The following is a 20,298-nucleotide window of genomic DNA, read 5'->3' as shown; positions in this document are numbered from 1 at the left end:
GCCCGCTCCCACAGGAGAATGTGTTCAAGGCCGGGAGCCTAGCAGACGGTCGGTCTGAGGGACAGCTTGCGCGATTGACATTGTCTGGTAGAATCCGCGGCCTAATTACGTGCGGTATTCAACAATAGTGTTGGGTGGCGGCACGCTAGCCTGAGGAATACACCATGAAAGCCGATATTCATCCAAACTACGTAGAAATCGATGTTACCTGCAGCTGCGGTAACAAATTCGTAACTCGTTCGACTCATGGCAAAGCTCTGCCGATCGACGTTTGCAACGAATGCCACCCGTTCTACACCGGTAAGCAGAAGACTCTGGATACTGGCGGCCGCGTTCAGCGCTTTGCCGACCGTTTCGGTGCTTTCGGCGCGAAAAAGGCCTAAGGCCAATCATTCTGGAAAACCTCAATGGCTTTTCCGGGCTGATGAAAAAGGCGTCCCTTGCGGGCGCCTTTTTTGTGTCCGCGATTTGGCTGTCCGGCGCCCAGGCCTTCTGTCCCGCTCCGAAGGGGCTGAGCAGCGTTGCGGTCCAACGCGTGGTCGATGGCGATACCCTGCGCCTGAGCGACGGACGCAGTGTGCGGATGATCGGTCTCAACACGCCCGAACTGGGCAGGCACGGTCGCAGCGACGAGCCATTCGCCGTGGCGGCGCGTAAACGCCTCGAAACCCTGGTGGCGGACAGCGGCGGTCGGGTCGGTCTGCTCACCGGCAAGCAGGCCAAAGACCATTACGGCCGTACCCTCGCGCATGTTTACAGTGCCAGCGGTAGCAATCTTGAAGCGCAAATGCTCGCCGACGGCCTGGGTTTTCAGGTGGCCGTTGCACCGAACGTCGATCTTGTTGCCTGTCAGCAAGCCGCTGAGCAGAGCGCGCGCACCGCTGGGCGCGGCGTCTGGCGCCAGTCGCCTGTACTGAAAGCGGAGCAGATTCAGCACTCGGGTTTCGCCATGGTCAGTGGGCGTGTGAGCAAGGTTCAGCGCAATCGCGGCGGAATCTGGATCGAGTTGCAGGACTCGGTTGTACTGCGCGTTGCGCCCAATCTGGTTGGCCAATTCGACAGTGCCCGATTGCAGGCGCTGAAAGGCAGGCAGGTCGAGGCTCGCGGCTGGGTCGTCGACCGCTCGCGCCGTGGCGGCTTGCAACCGGGTCAACCGCGTTGGCTGCTGCCGCTGACTGATCCATCGATGCTGCAAGGCGCCCGCTGAAGAAAAATTGTAGACATTTTTTCTGTCGATTGTGAACAGTCAAGCCCTTGTGCGCCGTGGCTCTTGGCCCAAAGTCGTAGGACAGGGCGCTTGACAGGGGTGACTGCTCAGTCTTGTGGGGACTTTGCGAGGCGCGTATCCTCGCTGACCAGTCTGTCCAACAGTAAAAAGCGGAATGCCAAAATGTCTGATCTGAAAACTGCCGCTCTCGAATATCATGCCAATCCTCGTCCAGGGAAGCTGAGTGTCGAGCTCACCAAGGCCACTGCTACCGCCCGCGACCTGTCGCTGGCCTACAGCCCCGGCGTAGCTGAACCAGTGCGTGAGATCGCCCGCGATCCTGAACTGGCCTACAAATACACCGGCAAGGGCAACCTGGTTGCAGTCATTTCCGATGGCACCGCGATTCTGGGTCTGGGTAACCTCGGCCCACTGGCTTCCAAGCCGGTCATGGAAGGTAAAGGCGTACTGTTCAAGCGCTTCGCCGGTATCGACGTGTTCGACATCGAAGTCGACTCCGAAAGCCCGCAAGCCTTCATCGACACCGTTAAACGCATTTCCATCACCTTTGGTGGCATCAACCTGGAAGACATCAAGGCACCTGAGTGCTTCGAGATCGAACGTGCTCTGATCGAGCAGTGCGACATTCCGGTATTCCACGATGACCAGCACGGCACCGCGATCGTGACCGCTGCGGGCATGATCAACGCCCTGGAAATCGCCGGCAAAACCCTGCCGGAAGCCAAGATCGTCTGCCTCGGCGCCGGCGCTGCGGCCATCTCCTGCATGAAGTTGCTGGTGAGCATGGGCGCGAAAATCGAAAACATCTTCATGGTTGACCGTACCGGTGTGATCCACTCCGGCCGTGACGACCTGAACCAGTACAAAGCGGTATTCGCTCACGCCACCGACAAGCGCAGCCTGGCTGACGCTCTGAAAGGCGCTGACGTGTTCGTCGGTCTGTCCGGCCCGAACCTGCTGAGCGCTGAAGGCCTGCTGTCGATGGCGGCCAACCCGATCGTGTTCGCGTGCTCGAACCCGGATCCGGAAATCTCCCCGGAACTGGCGCACGCCACCCGCAGCGACGTGATCATGGCCACTGGTCGTTCCGACTACCCGAACCAGGTCAACAACGTGCTGGGCTTCCCGTTCATCTTCCGCGGTGCCCTGGACGTTCGCGCCAAGCGCATCAACGAAGAAATGAAAGTGGCAGCGGCCAACGCCCTGCGTGAACTGGCCAAACTGCCAGTGCCACAGGACGTGTGCGACGCCTACGGTGGTGCGCCGCTGGAATTCGGCCGTGAGTACATCATTCCGAAGCCAATGGACAAGCGCCTGATCACCCTGATCTCCGACGCTGTGGCCAAAGCCGCCATCGAGACCGGTGTGGCCACCCTGCCGTATCCGAAGAACTACCCGCTGAAAAGCGTGGATGACGTGTTCAACGGCTAAGACGTTGTAACGCATCAACCAGAAGCCCCGGCTCGTGAGAGTCGGGGCTTTTTTGTGCCTGTGTGATTTGTGGTGTTCTTCAGTGCCTCTTCGCGAGCAAGCCCGCTCCCACAGGTTTTGTGGTGTGCGCAAATGCTGGCTACAACCCGGGCACTGTGGGAGCGGGCTTGCTCGCGAAGAGGCCGGCCCAGACAACATAAAATCACAGCCATAAAAAAGCCCCGCACATCTCGCAATGGCGGGACTTTTGTTGATGCTGGATCAGAACAGGTCGATCGGTGCTTGCTCATCCGCCGGCAGCGGACTGCCTGGCGCCGCGCCATTGCCCAACTCATTCACGGATGGCGGCGTGTCTTCCGACTTGAACAGCTCGAAGTAGGCACCCGGCGTGCTCGGTGTGGCCGCGCGACCGCTGACCGGGTCTACCCGCAGGCTGAGGATGCCTTCCGGCTCAGGCTGCACGTGCGGCGGCTTGTCCTTCAGCGCAGCCGACATGTAGTTCATCCAGATCGGCAGCGCCACGGTGCCGCCGAACTCGCGGCGACCGAGGCTTTCCGGCTGGTCGAAACCGGTCCACACGGTGGTCACGTAATCGCCGTTGTAGCCGGAGAACCATGCATCCTTGGAGTCGTTGGTGGTACCGGTCTTGCCCGCGATGTCGCTGCGGCCCATGGCCAGTGCACGGCGCCCGGTGCCGAGCTTGATCACGTCCTGCAGCATGCTGTTGAGGATGTACGTGGTGCGACCATCGACGATCCGCTCGGCTACTGCCGGTGCTTGTGGCGCTGCTGCGGCGCCCGGGGCTTCACCCGGAACCGGTGCGGCGTTGACGGTGATCGGTTGAGACGCCGGCGCGGCAAAGCCATCGGTCGCCGAGCCACCCTGTGGCACGGTCGGCGGGTTGGCGACGAACAGCGTGTCGCCGTTGCGGCTTTCGATCTTGTCGATGATGTACGGGGTGATCTTGTAGCCGCCGTTGGCGAAGGTGCTCCAGCCGGTAGCGATCTCCATCGGCGTCAGGGTCGCGGTGCCCAGCGCCAGCGACAGGTTTGGCGGCAGGTCCTGCTTGTTGAAGCCGAAGCGGGTGATGTAGTCGATGGTCTTGCCGACGCCCATCGCCTGCAACAGGCGGATCGACACCAGGTTACGCGACTTGTACAGCGCCTCGCGCAGACGGATCGGGCCGAGGAAGGTGTTGGTGTCGTTCTTCGGCCGCCAGACTTTATCCAGGTACTCGTCGACGAACACGATCGGCGCGTCGTTGACCAGGGTCGCGGCGGTGTAACCGCTGTCCAGCGCAGCGCTGTAGACGAACGGCTTGAAGCTCGAACCCGGCTGACGCTTGGCCTGCAGGGCGCGGTTGTAGTTGCTCTGCTCGAAAGCGAAGCCGCCGACCAGCGAGCGGATCGCGCCGTTCTGCGGGTCCAGCGACACCAGCGCGCCTTGCGCCTGCGGAATCTGGCTGAATTTCAGCGAATTGTTCGGCTGACGCTGCACGCGAATCAGATCGCCGACCTGTGCCACATCCGACGGCTGGCGCGGTGCGGCGCCCATGCTGTTGGTATTGAGGAACGGACGCGCCCATTTCATGGTGTCCCAGGCAACGTGTTCTTCGCCGCTACGGGTCAGCACTTGCAGGCCGTTCTTGTCGACCTGGGTGACGATCGCCGGTTCAAGACTGCTGATGGTGCGCTGCTTGGTCAGCTCGGTGGCCCAGGCTTCGTGGGTCTTGCCCGGCAGGCGCGACTCGGGGCCACGGTAGCCGTGACGCTGGTCGTAGGTCATCAAGCCTTCGTGCAGCGCGGTGTTGGCCATTTCCTGCAGGTTGCTCGGCACCGTGGTGGTGACGCGGAAACCTTCGGTATAAGCGTCGCTGCCGTAGCGGCCGACCATTTCGGCACGGGCCATTTCGGCGATGTATGGCGCGTTCACTTCCGGGGTCGGCACGTGATAGCTGGCGTTCAGTGGCTCGTTGATCGCGGCGGTGTAATCAGCTTCGGAAATCTTCCCGAGCTTGTACATGCGGCCGAGGATCCAGTCGCGACGCTCCTTGCTGCGCGCCGGGTTGGCCAGCGGATTGAAGCGCGACGGGGCTTTTGGCAGGCCGGCGATCATCGCCATCTGCGCCAGGCTGACGTCGCGGATCGACTTGCCGTAATACACCTGCGCCGCCGCCTCGATGCCATAGGCGCGGTTACCCAGGTAGATCTTGTTCACGTACAGCTCAAGGATCTCGTCCTTGGTCAACTGTCGCTCGATCTGCAGGGCCAGAAGAATTTCTGTGGTTTTGCGCGAGAAGCTGCGCTCGCTGGTCAGGAAGAAGTTCTTCGCCACCTGCATGGTGATGGTGCTGCCGCCGGACTGAATGTGTCCGCTTTTGACCAATTGGGTCGCGGCACGCATCAGGCTGCTTGGATCGACGCCATAGTGGTTGGCGAAATTGTCGTCTTCAGCACTTAGTAACGCATTAATGAAATTGGGGGGAATGTCGGCGAAACGGATCGGAGTCCGGCGCATTTCGCCAAATTCTGCGATCAATTTGTTATCGCTGCTGTAGACCCGCAATGGAATCTGCAACTGAATGCTTCGCAGCGCCTCCACAGAGGGCAAACCCGGACTAAGGTAAAGAAACGCGCCGCTGAGACCTAAAAGCAGTCCGCAGAAAACGGCGACGATGGACCAACCGAAAAATTTCAGCAGACGAATCAAGGCTTTTGGACATCCAGGGCAAAGAATGAATTTGGCGACAGGGTTCCGGGAACACACAGAACAACCCGCGCCGGCAGTAAAAAGCGGAAAAAAACGCTGGGCATTATAAGCACTTTTCTGCTGGGGGCGTCATTTGCGCTTCTGTCAAGGCGCGGTGAAGGAACGCAATGTGTATTACAGAGTCCGTAACTCACGGAAAGTCATAGGGAATTGGTAGTGCTGGGACTCTTCAATAAAAAGACCAATACGTTACTGGGGATCGACATCAGCTCCACTTCGGTGAAGCTGCTGGAGCTTAGCCGCCAGGGCGACCGCTACCGGGTCGAGGCCTACGCGGTGGAGCCTCTGCCGCCCAACGCCGTGGTCGAAAAGAATATCGCCGAGCTCGAAGGCGTGGGCAATGCCTTGTCTCGGGTACTGGTCAAGGCGCGCACCGGGCTCAAGAGCGTGGCGGTGGCGGTGGCCGGCTCTGCGGTGATCACCAAAATCATCGAGATGGACGCCGGGCTGACCGATGACGAGCTGGAAAACCAGCTCAAGATCGAAGCCGACCAATACATTCCCTATCCACTGGACGAAGTCGCCATCGACTTCGAAGTCCAGGGCGTTTCGCCGCGCAACCCGGAGCGGGTCAACGTGCTGCTGGCCGCCTGTCGCAAGGAAAACGTCGAAGTGCGCGAGGCCGCGCTGGCGCTGGCCGGGCTGACGGCGCGAGTGGTCGATGTCGAGGCCTATGCGCTGGAGCGCTCGTTCGGCCTGCTCGCCACTCAACTGGCCGCCTCGCAGGAACGCCTGACGGTGGCCGTGGTGGACATCGGCGCGACCATGACCACTCTCAGCGTCCTGCACAATGGCCGCATCATCTATACCCGCGAGCAACTGTTCGGTGGCCGCCAACTGACCGAGGAGATTCAGCGCCGCTACGGCCTGACCGTCGAGCAGGCCGGGCTGGCGAAAAAGCAGGGCGGTCTGCCGGATGACTATATCAGCGAGGTCTTGCAGCCGTTCCGGGATGCGCTGGTACAGCAGGTGTCGCGCTCGTTGCAGTTTTTCTTTGCCTCCGGGCAGTACAACGCAGTCGATCACATTCTGCTGGCCGGTGGCACGGCGTCGGTGCCAGGGCTGGATCGCCTGATCGAGCAGCGCCTGGGCACCCCGACCCAGGTCGCCAACCCGTTTGCCGACATGGCCTTGAGCAGCAAGGTCAACGCCGGGGCCCTGGCCAGTGACGCGCCGGCCCTGATGATTGCCTGCGGGCTCGCGCTCAGGAGTTTCGACTGATGGCGCGGATCAACCTTCTCCCCTGGCGCGAGGAGCGTCGCGAAGAGCGGCGCAAGCGCTTCCTGCTGATCCTGATCGGGGTCTTCGTCGGTTCGGTGGGTGCGGTGTTCATTGCCGATCAGATCTTCGATGCCGCCATCGAGCGGCAGGCCGCGCGCAATGCCTACATCGGCAAGCAGATAGCGGTGGTCGACGAACGGATCAAGCAGATCAGCGAACTCAAGGCCCGGCGCCAGCAACTGGTCGAGCGCATGCGCATCATCCAGGACTTGCAGGGCAACCGGCAGATCAGTGGACGGATCTTCGATCAACTGGCACGCACGCTGCCGGACGGCGTCTATTTCACCAGCGTGAAACTGGTGGGCAAGACGCTGACCATCAATGGCGCGGCCGAGTCCAATAATCGGGTTTCGGAGCTGATGCGCAATCTGGATGCCTCCGACTGGTTTGATGCGCCGAGCCTAAACGAGGTGAAGGCGACGACCGCCGGTCAGGTGGATCAGGCCAACGTCTTTCAACTGACCGTTCGTCAGACCCAGCCAGCCGTGACGGAGGGCGACAAATGAAACCGTCCGAATGGCTGCAAAGTCTGCGCAATATCGACTTCAACGATCTGGATACCAGCAACATCGGTTCCTGGCCGGCCGCGGTGAAAACCATCGCGGGAGCATTGCTGGCGGTGCTGGTGTTGGCGCTTGGCTATAACTTTTTCATCAGCGACATGGAAAACCAGCTGGAAGCCAAGCATCAGGAAGAAGACACCTTGAAGGAGCAGTTCACCAGCAAGGCGCATATGGCCGCCAATCTGGAGCTGTACACCCAGCAGATGAAGGAGATGGAAAACTCCTTCGGCGTGCTCCTGCGGCAGTTGCCCAGCGACACCGAAGTGCCGGGGCTGCTGGAAGACATCACCCGCACCGGGTTGGGCAGTGGCCTCGAATTCGAAGAGATCAAGCTGCTGCCGGAAGTGACCCAGCCGTTCTACATCGAGTTGCCGATCCAGATCACCGTCACCGGGGCTTACCACGACCTCGCCACTTTCGTCAGTGGCGTCGCCGGGTTGCCACGGATCGTCACGTTGCACGATTTCGAACTGGCGCCGGCCAACCCCGAAGGCGGGACGAAGCTGCGCATGAGCATCCTCGCCAAGACTTACCGCTATAACGACAAGGGGCTGGAAAAATGACCCCGATCCGTTATTTCGCCCTGTCAGTGCTGGTGCTCGGCCTCAGTGGTTGCGGCAGCAGTGACGAATTCAGCGACCTCGACGCCTTCATGAACGAAGTGCGCCTGCGCCCGGCGGGCAAGATCGAGCCTACGCCGATGTTCCATTCCTACCCCACGTTTACCTACAGCGCGGCCAACCTGCGCAGCCCGTTCTCGCGTCAGGTGCGGGTCGATCTGGCCGGGCAGCAGCGCGGCTCGCGCAATGTCAAACCCGACCCCAACCGGGTCAAGCAATACCTCGAAGGTTTCAACATCGAGCAGTTTGAAATGGTCGGCACCATCTCCAATGCCTCCGGCTCCTTTGCCCTGCTGCGTGGGGCCGGCGGTGTGCATCGGCTGAAGGTCGGCGACTACCTGGGGCGCAACGACGGGCGCATCGTGGCGATCAGCGCCACTCAGGTCGATGTGGTCGAGATCGTGCCCGACGGCGAAGGCGCCTGGCTGGAACGTCCGCGCACCATTCCTTTGAAAGAGCACTCATAGTGGAAGTCGAACAATGAACAGGATTTTTTCCACCCTCGGTTTTTCGCTATGGATAGCGCTGCTGTCACCGATGGTTCAGGCGGCCAGTCTCAAGGCGCTGGATGTGGCGGCGTTACCGGGTGACCGCATCGAGTTGAAGCTGTCGTTCGACGGCCCACCACCGCAGCCCAAGGGCTACACCACCGAATCTCCGGCGCGAATCGCGCTGGATCTGCCGGGTGTCGCCAGCCAGCTGACGAGCAAGACCCGCGATCTGGGCAGCGGCAATGCGCGCACCGCGACGGTGGTCGAGGCCAACGACCGGACACGCCTGATCATCAACCTGACGCAACTGACGCCCTACACCTCGCGGGTCGAGGGTAACAATCTGTTCGTGGTGGTCGGGCAGGGCGCCAAGCCTGCTGCGCCGCGCCCAGCCGCTGCTGCGCCACGACCGGTCGCGGCTCCGGCGAAGGCTTACGCCCCCGCTGCCAAGGCCATTCGTGGCGTCGACTTCCAGCGTGGCACTGCGGGCGAGGGCAACGTGGTCATTGATCTGTCGGACCCGACCATCGCCCCGGATATCCAGGAGCATGATGGCAAGATCATCCTCAGTTTTGCCCGCACCCAGTTGCCCGACAGGCTGCGGGTGCGCCTCGACGTCAAGGACTTCGCCACGCCTGTGCAGTTCGTCAACGCCGCCGCCACCGGTGATCGTGCGGTCATTACCGTCGAACCCAGCGGCACGTTCGACTATTCCACCTACCAGACCGATAACAAACTGACCGTCAGCATTCGCCCGATGACGGTCGATGACCTGCAAAAACGCAATGCCGAGCGCCAGGCCTACAGCGGCGAAAAACTCTCGCTGAATTTTCAGGACATCGATGTGCGCTCGGTGCTGCAACTGATCGCCGATTTCACCAACCTCAACCTGGTGGCCAGCGATACGGTGCAGGGCGGGATCACCTTGCGTCTGCAAAACGTGCCGTGGGATCAGGCGCTGGACCTGGTGCTGAAAACCAAGGGGCTGGATAAACGCAAGATCGGCAACGTGCTGCTGGTGGCGCCGGCCGACGAAATCGCTGCCCGCGAACGCCAGGAATTGGAGTCGCAGAAACAGATCGCCGAACTGGCACCGCTGCGCCGCGAGCTGCTGCAAGTGAACTACGCCAAGGCAGCGGACATCGCCAAGCTGTTCCAGTCGGTGACCAGCGCCGAGGCGAAAATCGACGAGCGCGGCTCGATCACCGTCGACGAGCGCACCAACAACATCATTGCCTACCAGACCCAGGATCGCCTCGATGAACTGCGGCGGATCGTGGCGCAACTGGATATTCCGGTGCGCCAGGTGATGATCGAGGCGCGGATCGTCGAGGCCAACGTCGATTACGACAAGAGTCTGGGCGTGCGCTGGGGCGGTTCGATCCAGAACAAGGGCAACTGGAACACCTCCGGGGTCAGCAATGGCACGTCGACCACCATCGGCACACCGGGCAGCACCAGCACCAATTCGCCGTTCGTCGACATGGGCACGATCGGTAACACCTCGGGGATCGGCATCGCCTTCATCACCGACAATGTGCTGCTCGATCTTGAGCTGACCGCCATGGAGAAGACCGGCAACGGTGAAATCGTTTCCCAGCCGAAAGTGGTCACCTCCGACAAGGAGACCGCAAAGATCCTCAAGGGCACCGAGATTCCGTATCAGGAAGCCAGCTCCAGCGGCGCGACATCGGTGTCGTTCAAGGAGGCTTCGCTGTCGCTGGAAGTGACGCCACAGATCACCCCCGACAACCGCATCATCATGGAGGTCAAGGTCACCAAGGACGAACCGGACTACCTGAACAAAGTGCAGGATGTCCCGCCGATCAAGAAGAACGAGGTCAACGCCAAGGTGCTGGTGAACGACGGCGAGACCATCGTGATTGGCGGTGTTTTCTCAAATACTCAAAGCAAGGTCGTAGATAAGGTGCCATTTCTTGGCGATGTGCCGTATCTTGGCCGCCTTTTCCGGCGTGATGTGGTTTCGGAGAAAAAATCCGAGCTGCTGGTATTTCTCACTCCGCGTATCATGAATAACCAGGCGATTGCTGTGAGTCGTTGATTCTGTGCGAAATTTGATTCTTGTAGGACCGATGGGCGCTGGAAAAAGCACCATCGGCCGGTTGCTGGCCAAAGAGCTGCGCCTGCCGTTCAAAGATTCCGACAAGGAAATTGAACTGCGCACGGGCGCCAATATCCCGTGGATCTTCGACAAGGAAGGCGAGCCCGGCTTTCGCGACCGTGAGCAGGCGATGATCGCCGAGCTGTGCGCGTTCGACGGCGTGGTGCTGGCGACGGGCGGCGGCGCGGTGATGCGCGATGCCAACCGCAAGGCCCTGCACGAGGGCGGGCGGGTGGTGTATCTGCACGCCTCCGTCGAGCAGCAGGTCGGGCGCACGTCGCGCGACCGCAATCGTCCTTTGCTGCGCACCGCCGATCCGGCGAAAACCCTGCGTGACCTGCTGGCGATCCGCGATCCGCTCTATCGGGAAATCGCCGATCTGGTGGTGGAAACCGACGAGCGGCCACCGCGTATGGTGGTGCTCGACATTCTCGACCGTCTGGCGCAGCTTCCACCCCGTTAAAGCATCGCCCGAAATGCGCTATCCTCGGCGTCCTGTCAGAGCCGCCGAGGTTGTGGCGGATGGCGTGCGAGCGGCGTCATACCCGCTATAGGCTGCAGACAACCAATAATTCAGGGCAGGACGCCTGCTTCCATCTTCACTGTGGGGACACATGCAGACACTCAAGGTCGATCTAGGCGAGCGCAGCTACCCGATTCATATTGGCGAAGGTTTGTTGGATCAGCCTGAGTTGCTGGCGCCGCATATCCACGGGCGGCAGGTGGCAATCATCTCCAACGAGACCGTTGCGCCGCTCTATCTCGAACGTCTGACCCGCAGCCTGGCGCAGTTCTCGGTGATCTCGGTGGTGCTGCCGGACGGCGAAGCCTTCAAGAACTGGGAAACCCTGCAACTGATCTTCGACGGTCTGCTGACCGCCCGTCATGACCGCCGCACCACGATCATCGCCCTCGGCGGCGGGGTCATCGGTGACATGGCCGGTTTCGCCGCCGCTTGCTACCAGCGCGGCGTCGATTTCATCCAGATTCCTACCACGCTGCTGTCCCAGGTCGATTCGTCGGTGGGCGGCAAGACCGGCATCAACCACCCGTTGGGCAAGAACATGGTCGGCGCGTTCTATCAGCCGAACGTGGTGCTGATCGATACCGCGTCCCTGAAAACCCTGCCAGAGCGTGAGCTGTCCGCCGGTCTGGCCGAAGTCATCAAGTACGGTCTGATCTGCGACGAGCCGTTCCTGACCTGGCTCGAAGACAACGTCGACGCCTTGCGCGCGCTGGACCAGAAGGCCCTGACCTATGCCATCGAGCGCTCCTGCGCGGCCAAGGCTGCAGTGGTCGGTGCCGATGAGAAGGAAACCGGCGTGCGCGCCACGCTCAATCTCGGCCACACCTTCGGCCACGCCATCGAGACCCACATGGGCTATGGTGTCTGGTTGCATGGTGAGGCGGTCGCCGCAGGTACGGTGATGGCGCTGGAAATGTCCGCGCGTCTGGGCTGGATCAGCGAGCAGGAACGTGATCGCGGCATTCGGCTGTTCCAGCGTGCCGGTCTGCCGGTGATCCCGCCGGAAGAAATGACCGAAACCGATTTTCTCGAACATATGGCAATTGATAAAAAAGTGATCGACGGTCGTCTGCGCCTGGTGCTGCTGCGCCGGATGGGCGAAGCGGTGGTGACCGCCGATTATCCGAAAGAGGTTCTACAGGCCACGCTGGGAGCGGATTACCGCGCTCTGGCTCAGCTTAAAGGTTAATAAGATTCCGATGACTAGTTTGCATGCCGACGAGGCGTTCCTCGGCCATTTCCAGTTAAGTCACGACCCTTTCGCGCCGCGGGTGCCGGGCTTCAAATTCTTCCCGGCCCAGCGCAAGCCGGTGCTGGGGCAACTGCACCACCTGGCGCGTTACAGCCAGTTGCTGCTGGTGGTCACCGGCCCGCAAGGCAGCGGCAAGACCCTGCTGCGCCAGGCGCTGGTGGCCAGCACCAACAAGCAATCGGTGCAGAGCGTGGTCGTTTCTGCCCGTGGCGCCGGCGATGCCGCAGGCGTGTTGCGTCAGGTCGCCCAGGCGCTGGACGTGGCGCAGGCCGAGGTCGGCGCGATTCTGGCGCAAGTGGTGCAGTTGGCACTGACCGGGCAGGAAGTCTATCTGCTGGTGGATGATGCCGAGCAGCTTGACGAATCTGCGCTCGAAGCGCTGATGGCGCTGGGTGCCGGTGCACCGGAAGGTCGTCCACACGTGTTCCTGTTCGGTGAATCGTCGCTGATCGCGCAACTGGAGGCCTTGCACCTCGAGGAAGAGCGCTTCCACGTCATCGAACTGCAGCCGTACACCGAAGAAGAGACCCGCGAATATCTCGACCAACGGCTCGAAGGTGCGGGCCGGGGTGTCGAACTTTTCACCGCGGATCAGATCTCTGAGATTCACGAAAGCGCCGAGGGTTGGCCTGGCAACATCAACCAGGTCGCTCGCGATGCACTGATCGAAGTCATGATTGCCAGCCGCTCTGCGGTCAAGCGTCCAAGTATGGGGTTCAACATGCCGAAGAAACACGTATTGGCGATTTCCGCCGTCGTTGTGGTCGCGGTCGCCGCCGCCTGGCTGATGCCGGGTCGCAACAAGGCGCCAACCACTGGCGCACCCGCCAACGAACAGGCACAACTGCCGTTGGGCCAAGGCGCCAAGGGTGGCGCGCCGAACGTCGAGTTCGCCGGCAATACCCAGCCGATGCCGCTGCCGCTGGTCGGCAACTCGCAGCCGGTGATGCGCGGCCCGTTGGCTGAGGCTGCTGGCGGCATCACCGAAGGCGACGATGGCGTGCCTGTCGAAGGTTCCAGCGCGACGCCGCCGACCGTAACGACTTCCGCACCACCGGCAGGTGTTCCGGCCGGTCCGGCGCCAACCCCGGTTCCGGTGCCAGCCGCCAAGCCGACCCCGGCACCGACTCAGGTCGCCAGCGCCAAGCCTGCTCCGGCAGCGCCAGCGGCCAAACCGACTCCGGCTCCGGCCAAGCCTGTTGCTGCCGCCAAACCGGCGGAGAAGCCGGTTACCGTGGCCAAGGCTGCCGGTGGCAGCTGGTACGCCGGTCAGCCGACCAGCAACTACGTGGTGCAGATCCTCGGCACCAGCTCCGAGGCGACCGCGCAAAACTTCGTCAAGGAGCAGGGCGGCGAGTACCGTTATTTCAAGAAAGTCCTCAACGGCAAGCCTCTCTACGTGATCACCTACGGCAACTTCGCCAATCGTGATGCAGCCGTTTCTGCCATCAAGGCCTTGCCAGCGAAGGTTCAGGCTGGTAAACCTTGGCCTCGCACTGTCGCCAGCGTCCAACAGGAACTGGCAACAACTCGCTGAAGATTCGGCGGCCTTACCCAGGCCGCCTCTCCAAGCACCTCAAAATTTCTACGAGTGCGCGCCGTCTCTACAGACCGCGTGCCTTGTGGTGTCTGCGTCACAGTAGTCTTTGAGTCGTTGCAGTCAGAATTAAAAAAGTTTTGACTAGCACAGCAGATCGCTTTAAACCTTTCACAAATGCGACATAGATTTGCGACATTTCGTCGTCAAATTTGTGAGCGTCTGTGTCGCTGTGTACAATGACCACCCTTTTGCCCCCGCAAAGCCGGCGTACGTTCGGCGCGGTCAGCAAGTGGTTGAATTGAAAAGAAATTTGCCTCGAAAAGAGGCAGCCTGGTGAGAAAGTGTCTATGAAAGCAGGTCTGTACCAACCAGATGAATTCAAGGATAACTGCGGTTTCGGCCTGATAGCCCACATGCAGGGCGAGCCCAGTCATACCCTTTTGCAAACGGCCATCGAGGCCCTGACCTGCATGACCCACCGCGGTGGGATTAATGCCGACGGCAAGACCGGTGACGGTTGCGGTCTGCTGATTCAAAAGCCTGACGCGTTCCTGCGGGCGATTGCCCAGGAAAATTTCAGCGTCGAGCTGCCCAAGCAATATGCCGTCGGCATGGTCTTCTTCAACCAGGATCCGGCCAAGGCCGAAGCCGCTCGCGAGAACATGAACCGCGAGATCCTCGCTGAAGGCCTGCAACTGATCGGCTGGCGCAAAGTGCCGATCGACACCAGCGTCCTCGGCCGCCTGGCCCTTGAGCGCCTGCCGCAGATCGAGCAGGTGTACATCGGCGGTGAAGGCCTGAGCGATCAGGACATGGCGGTCAAGCTGTTCAGCGCCCGTCGTCGCTCGTCGGTGGCCAACGCCGCCGACACCGACCACTACATCTGCAGCTTTTCGCACAAGACCATCATCTATAAAGGCCTGATGATGCCGGCCGACCTGGCCGCGTTCTATCCGGACCTCGGTGACCAGCGCCTGCAAACCGCGATCTGCGTGTTCCACCAGCGCTTTTCCACCAACACCCTGCCGAAATGGCCGCTGGCTCAGCCATTCCGCTTCCTCGCCCACAACGGCGAGATCAACACCATTACCGGTAACCGTAACTGGGCGCAGGCCCGTCGGACCAAGTTCACCAACGATCTGATGGATCTGGAAGAGCTCGGCCCGCTGGTCAACCGTGTCGGTTCCGACTCCTCGAGCATGGACAACATGCTCGAACTGATGGTCACCGGTGGCATCGACCTGTTCCGTGGCGTGCGGATGATCATTCCGCCAGCGTGGCAGAACGTTGAAACCATGGACCCGGATCTGCGTGCATTCTACGAGTACAACTCGATGCACATGGAACCGTGGGACGGCCCGGCCGGCGTGGTGATGACCGATGGTCGTTACGCGGTGTGCCTGCTCGACCGTAACGGTCTGCGTCCGGCGCGCTGGGTCACCACCACCAACGGTTTCATTACCGTTGCGTCGGAAATCGGCGTCTGGAACTACCAGCCAGAAGACGTGATCGCCAAGGGCCGTGTCGGCCCGGGCCAGATCCTCGCCGTGGACACCGAAACCGGGCAGATCCTCGACACCGACGCGATCGACAACCGTCTGAAGTCCCGTCATCCGTACAAGCAATGGTTGCGCAAGAATGCCCTGCGCATCCAGGCGACCATGGAAGACAACGACCACGGTTCGGCGTTCTACGACGTCGATCAGCTCAAGCAATACATGAAGATGTATCAGGTCACGTTCGAAGAGCGCGATCAGGTACTGCGTCCGCTTGGTGAACAAGGCTACGAAGCCGTTGGCTCGATGGGCGACGACACGCCGATGGCCGTGCTGTCGCAGCGTGTGCGCACGCCGTACGACTATTTCCGCCAGCAGTTCGCGCAGGTCACCAACCCGCCGATCGACCCGCTGCGTGAAGCGATCGTGATGTCGCTGGAAATCTGCCTCGGTGCCGAGCGCAACATCTTCCAGGAATCGCCGGAACACGCCTCGCGCGTGATCCTCAGCTCGCCAGTGATCTCGCCGGCCAAGTGGCGCTCGCTGATGAACCTCGACCGCCCGGGTTTCGAGCGGCAGATCATCGACCTCAACTACGACGAAAGCGTCGGCCTCGAAGCGGCGATCCGCAACGTCGCCGATCAGGCTGAAGAAGCCGTGCGTGCCGGGCGTACCCAGATCGTTCTGAGCGACCGTCATATCGCCCCGGGCAAACTGCCGATCCACGCTTCGCTGGCGACCGGCGCGGTGCACCACCGCCTGACCGAAAAAGGCCTGCGCTGCGATTCCAACATCCTCGTGGAAACCGCGACCGCACGCGATCCGCATCACTTCGCGGTGCTGATCGGTTTCGGCGCCTCGGCGGTCTATCCGTTCCTGGCCTACGAAGTGCTGGGTGACCTGATCCGTACCGGTGAAGTGCTGGGCGACCTCTATGAGGTGTTCAAGAACTACCGCAAAGGCATCACCAAAGGTCTGCTGAAGATCCTGTCGAAGATGGGCATCTCGACCATCGCCTCGTACCGCGGTGCGCAGCTGTTCGAAGCCATCGGCCTGTCCGAAGAAGTGTGCGAGCTGAGCTTCCGTGGCGTGCCGAGCCGCATCAAGGGTGCGCGTTTCGTCGACATCGAAGCCGAGCAGAAAGCTCTGGCCACCGAAGCCTGGAGTCCGCGCAAGCCGATCCAGCAGGGCGGTCTGCTGAAGTTCGTTCACGGCGGCGAATATCACGCGTACAACCCGGACGTGGTCAACACCTTGCAAGCCGCCGTGCAGCAGGGCGACTACGCCAAGTTCAAGGAATACACCTCGCTGGTGGACAACCGTCCGGTGTCGATGATTCGCGACCTGTTCAAGGTCAAGACGCTCGACAAGCCGCTGGACATCAGTGAAATCGAGCCGCTGGAATCGGTGCTCAAGCGCTTCGACTCCGCCGGTATCTCGCTGGGCGCACTGTCGCCGGAAGCTCACGAAGCCCTGGCCGAAGCCATGAACCGCCTCGGTGCGCGTTCCAACTCCGGCGAAGGCGGCGAAGATCCGGCGCGCTACGGCACCATCAAGAGTTCGAAAATCAAGCAGGTCGCAACCGGCCGTTTCGGTGTAACCCCGGAATACCTGGTCAACGCCGAAGTGCTGCAGATCAAGGTCGCGCAGGGCGCCAAGCCGGGCGAGGGCGGGCAACTGCCGGGCGGTAAAGTGAATGGGTTGATCGCCAAGCTGCGTTACGCAGTGCCGGGCGTGACCCTGATTTCGCCACCGCCGCACCACGACATCTACTCGATCGAAGACTTGTCGCAGCTGATCTTCGACCTGAAACAGGTCAACCCGAAGGCACTGGTTTCGGTGAAGCTGGTAGCAGAAGCCGGCGTCGGCACCATCGCCGCCGGTGTGGCCAAGGCCTATGCGGACTTGATCACCATCTCCGGCTACGACGGTGGTACCGGTGCTTCGCCGCTGACCTCGATCAAATACGCGGGCGCGCCGTGGGAACTCGGCTTGGCTGAAACCCACCAGACCCTGCGCGGCAACGACTTGCGCGGCAAAGTCCGGGTGCAGACCGACGGTGGCCTGAAAACCGGCCTCGACGTGATCAAGGCAGCGATTCTCGGCGCCGAAAGCTTCGGCTTCGGTACGGCGCCGATGATCGCCCTCGGTTGCAAATACCTGCGCATCTGTCACCTGAACAACTGCGCCACCGGTGTTGCGACGCAGAACGAGAAGCTGCGCAAGGATCACTACATCGGGACCGTCGACATGGTGGTGAACTTCTTCACCTACGTCGCCGAAGAAACCCGTGAGTGGCTGGCCAAGCTCGGCGTGCGTTCCCTCGAAGAGCTGATCGGCCGTACCGATCTGCTGGAAATCCTCGAAGGCCAGACCGCCAAGCAACACCATCTGGATCTGACCCCGCTGCTGGGCAGCGATCACATCCCGGCGGACAAACCGCAATTCTGCGGCGTTGAGCGCAACCCGCCGTTCGACCAGGGCCTGCTGGCCGAGAAAATGGTCGACATGGCGACCTCGGCGATCAACGACCTCAGCGGTGCCGAGTTCGAACTGGACATCTGCAACTGCGACCGTTCGATCGGCGCGCGGATCTCCGGCGAAATTGCGCGCAAGCACGGCAATCAGGGCATGGCCAACGCGCCGATCACCTTCCGCTTCAAAGGCACGGCCGGTCAGAGCTTCGGCGTGTGGAACGCCGGCGGTCTGCACATGTATCTGGAAGGCGACGCCAACGACTACGTCGGCAAAGGCATGACTGGCGGCAAACTGGTCATCGTGCCGCCGAAGGGCAGCGTCTATCAGACTCAGAACAGCGCCATCATCGGCAACACCTGCCTGTACGGCGCCACCGGCGGCAAGTTGTTCGCCGCCGGCACCGCGGGCGAGCGTTTCGCTGTGCGTAACTCCGGTGCCCACACGGTCGTGGAAGGCACTGGCGATCACTGCTGCGAGTACATGACCGGTGGTTTCGTCTGCGTTTTGGGCAAGACCGGTTACAACTTCGGCTCTGGCATGACCGGTGGTTTCGCCTACGTGCTCGACCAGGACAACACCTTCGTTGACCGGGTCAACCACGAACTGGTGGAAATCCAGCGGATCAGCGGCGAGGCGATGGAAGCCTACCGCAGCCACTTGCAGAACGTGCTGAACGAGTACGTCAAGGAAACCGAGAGCGAGTGGGGTCGTGAACTCGCCGAAAACCTTGATGACTACCTGCGCCGTTTCTGGCTGGTGAAGCCTAAGGCTGCCAACCTGAAATCGTTGCTTTCCAGCACTCGTGCCAACCCGCAGTGATATGCGCCTGAAGAGTTTGATGAGGTTTTAACAATGGCTGAACGTCTGAATAACGACTTCCAGTTCATCGATGTCGGGCGCAAGGATCCGAAGAAGAAACTGTTGCGTCAACGCAAGAAAGAGTTCGTCGAGATCTACGAACCGTTCAAACCCCAGCAGTCGGCCGACCAGGCCCACCGCTGCCTGGGTTGCGGCAACCCGTATTGCGAATGGAAGTGCCCGGTGCACAACTTCATTCCCAACTGGCTGAAGCTGGTGGCCGAGGGCAACATCCTCCAGGCCGCCGAGCTGTCGCACCAGACCAACACCCTGCCGGAAGTCTGCGGCCGGGTGTGCCCGCAGGATCGGCTGTGCGAGGGTGCCTGCACCCTCAACGACGGTTTCGGCGCGGTGACCATCGGTTCGGTCGAGAAGTACATCACCGACACCGCGTTCGCCATGGGCTGGCGCCCGGACATGTCCAAGGTCAAACCGACCGGCAAGCGTGTCGCGATCATCGGTGCCGGCCCGGCGGGGCTGGGTTGTGCCGACGTGCTGGTGCGTGGCGGCGTGACCCCGGTGGTGTTCGACAAGAACCCGGAAATCGGCGGTCTGCTGACCTTCGGTATCCCTGAGTTCAAGCTTGAGAAGAGCGTGCTGAGCAATCGTCGCGAAGTCTTCACCGGCATGGGCATCGAGTTCCGCCTCAACACCGAGGTCGGCAAGGACGTGACCATGGAACAACTGCTCGCCGAATACGATGCCGTGTTCATGGGCATGGGCACCTACACCTACATGAAGGGCGGCTTTGCCGGTGAGGACCTGCCGGGCGTCTACGACGCGCTGGACTTCCTGATTGCCAACGTCAACCGCAACCTGGGCTTTGAAAAGTCGCCGGAAGATTTCGTCGACATGAAAGGCAAGAAGGTCGTGGTACTCGGTGGTGGCGACACGGCGATGGACTGCAACCGCACCTCGATCCGTCAGGGCGCCAAGTCGGTGACCTGCGCCTATCGTCGTGACGAAGCGAACATGCCCGGCTCGCGCAAAGAGGTGAAGAACGCCAAGGAAGAAGGCGTGAAATTCCTCTACAACCGCCAGCCAATCGCGATCGTCGGTGAAGACAAGGTCGAAGGCGTGAAAGTGGTTGAGACCCGTCTCGGCGAACCGGACGCCCGTGGCCGCCGCAGCCCCGAGCCGATCCCGGGCTCCGAAGAGATCATCCCGGCCGACGCCGTGGTCATCGCGTTCGGTTTCCGTCCAAGCCCGGCGCCGTGGTTCGAACAGTTCGAAATCCAGACCGACAGCCAGGGCCGCGTCGTCGCGCCTGAGCAGGGTCAGTACAAGCACCAGACCAGCAACCCGAAAATCTTCGCCGGCGGCGACATGGTGCGCGGTTCCGACCTGGTGGTAACGGCGATCTTCGAAGGCCGCAATGCTGCCGAAGGGATCCTTGATTACCTGGGCGTCTGATTACATTTCAGCCTGAAATGCGCTCAAAAATGTGGGAGCGGGCTTGCTCGCGAAGAGGGAGTGTCAGTCGACAGATTTGTTGCCTGACACACCGCTTTCGCGAGCAAGCCCGCTCCCACATTGGTTTCTGTGCGCTCAATACAGCGCAATAAATTGACCCGATAGACAAAAGGCTGACCTGCATCCGTGCCTTTTGCGTCGCGCTCTGAGAAAATGCCCGCACTTTTTTT

Annotated in this window: 14 protein-coding genes; 13 read left to right on the top strand and 1 reads right to left on the bottom strand. The window is 61.2% G+C overall.

What is annotated here, in order from left to right; genetic code table 11:
• Positions 1-164: 164 nt before the first annotated feature.
• The 3 genes from rpmE (at position 165) to JFU48_RS05090 (ending at position 2,659) form a co-directional block, all read left to right on the top strand.
• Positions 165-383, top strand: a complete 219-nt coding sequence (gene rpmE / locus JFU48_RS05100; protein ID WP_003220885.1) for a 50S ribosomal protein L31 — start codon at positions 165-167, stop codon at positions 381-383.
• A gap of 41 nt (positions 384-424) precedes the next feature.
• Positions 425-1,207, top strand: coding sequence for a thermonuclease family protein (locus JFU48_RS05095; RefSeq protein WP_201136002.1), 783 nt, complete (start codon positions 425-427; stop codon positions 1,205-1,207).
• Between the two features lie 183 nt (positions 1,208-1,390).
• The gene (locus JFU48_RS05090) at positions 1,391-2,659 is read left to right on the top strand and encodes a malic enzyme-like NAD(P)-binding protein (RefSeq protein WP_003220889.1); all 1,269 of its coding nucleotides are present in this window, start codon (positions 1,391-1,393) and stop codon (positions 2,657-2,659) included.
• 261 nt (positions 2,660-2,920) lie between these two features.
• Here the strand turns inward: JFU48_RS05090 and JFU48_RS05085 are convergent, their stop codons facing one another.
• On the bottom strand, positions 2,921-5,365 hold the full coding sequence (locus JFU48_RS05085; protein ID WP_410017538.1) for a penicillin-binding protein 1A: 2,445 nt from the start codon (positions 5,363-5,365) through the stop codon (positions 2,921-2,923).
• A 219-nt stretch (positions 5,366-5,584) separates the two neighbouring features.
• Between JFU48_RS05085 and JFU48_RS05080 the strand changes: the two genes are divergently transcribed.
• The 10 genes from JFU48_RS05080 (at position 5,585) to JFU48_RS05035 (ending at position 20,068) form a co-directional block, all read left to right on the top strand.
• Positions 5,585-6,649 (top strand): pilus assembly protein PilM, encoded by a 1,065-nt coding sequence (locus JFU48_RS05080; RefSeq protein ID WP_003220893.1) that lies wholly within the window; start codon positions 5,585-5,587, stop codon positions 6,647-6,649.
• Positions 6,649-7,215: a PilN domain-containing protein gene (locus tag JFU48_RS05075; RefSeq protein WP_003220894.1), complete on the top strand. Its 567-nt coding sequence runs from the start codon at positions 6,649-6,651 to the stop codon at positions 7,213-7,215. The genes JFU48_RS05080 and JFU48_RS05075 overlap by 1 nt, the downstream gene beginning before the upstream one ends.
• Complete coding sequence (gene pilO, locus JFU48_RS05070) at positions 7,212-7,835, top strand: type 4a pilus biogenesis protein PilO (RefSeq protein WP_201136001.1); 624 nt, start codon at positions 7,212-7,214, stop codon at positions 7,833-7,835. The genes JFU48_RS05075 and pilO overlap by 4 nt, the downstream gene beginning before the upstream one ends.
• Positions 7,832-8,359 carry a pilus assembly protein PilP gene (locus JFU48_RS05065; RefSeq protein WP_201136000.1) on the top strand — a complete coding sequence of 176 codons (528 nt, stop codon included), beginning with the start codon at positions 7,832-7,834 and terminating at the stop codon, positions 8,357-8,359. Before pilO ends, JFU48_RS05065 begins: the two co-directional genes overlap by 4 nt.
• A 13-nt stretch (positions 8,360-8,372) precedes the next feature.
• Positions 8,373-10,445 carry a type IV pilus secretin PilQ gene (gene pilQ, locus JFU48_RS05060; RefSeq protein ID WP_201135999.1) on the top strand — a complete coding sequence of 691 codons (2,073 nt, stop codon included), beginning with the start codon at positions 8,373-8,375 and terminating at the stop codon, positions 10,443-10,445.
• A gap of 4 nt (positions 10,446-10,449) precedes the next feature.
• Positions 10,450-10,968, top strand: coding sequence for a shikimate kinase AroK (gene aroK, locus JFU48_RS05055; RefSeq protein WP_045122260.1), 519 nt, complete (start codon positions 10,450-10,452; stop codon positions 10,966-10,968).
• 151 nt (positions 10,969-11,119) lie between these two features.
• Positions 11,120-12,220: a 3-dehydroquinate synthase gene (gene aroB / locus JFU48_RS05050; RefSeq protein WP_103519995.1), complete on the top strand. Its 1,101-nt coding sequence runs from the start codon at positions 11,120-11,122 to the stop codon at positions 12,218-12,220.
• A 10-nt stretch (positions 12,221-12,230) separates the two neighbouring features.
• Positions 12,231-13,820 (top strand): AAA family ATPase, encoded by a 1,590-nt coding sequence (locus JFU48_RS05045; protein ID WP_003220906.1) that lies wholly within the window; start codon positions 12,231-12,233, stop codon positions 13,818-13,820.
• Positions 13,821-14,170: 350 nt separating this feature from the next.
• Positions 14,171-18,616: a glutamate synthase large subunit gene (gene gltB / locus JFU48_RS05040; protein WP_003220908.1), complete on the top strand. Its 4,446-nt coding sequence runs from the start codon at positions 14,171-14,173 to the stop codon at positions 18,614-18,616.
• 33 nt (positions 18,617-18,649) lie between these two features.
• Complete coding sequence (locus JFU48_RS05035) at positions 18,650-20,068, top strand: FAD-dependent oxidoreductase (protein ID WP_003220910.1); 1,419 nt, start codon at positions 18,650-18,652, stop codon at positions 20,066-20,068.
• Positions 20,069-20,298: the final 230 nt, after the last annotated feature.

The sequence above is a fragment of the Pseudomonas sp. TH49 genome, from assembly GCF_016650625.1.
Taxonomy (GTDB): domain Bacteria; phylum Pseudomonadota; class Gammaproteobacteria; order Pseudomonadales; family Pseudomonadaceae; genus Aquipseudomonas; species Aquipseudomonas fluorescens_H.
The sequence above is the reverse complement of the archived record's forward strand: the minus strand, read 5'-3'. Positions and strand labels throughout refer to the sequence as shown.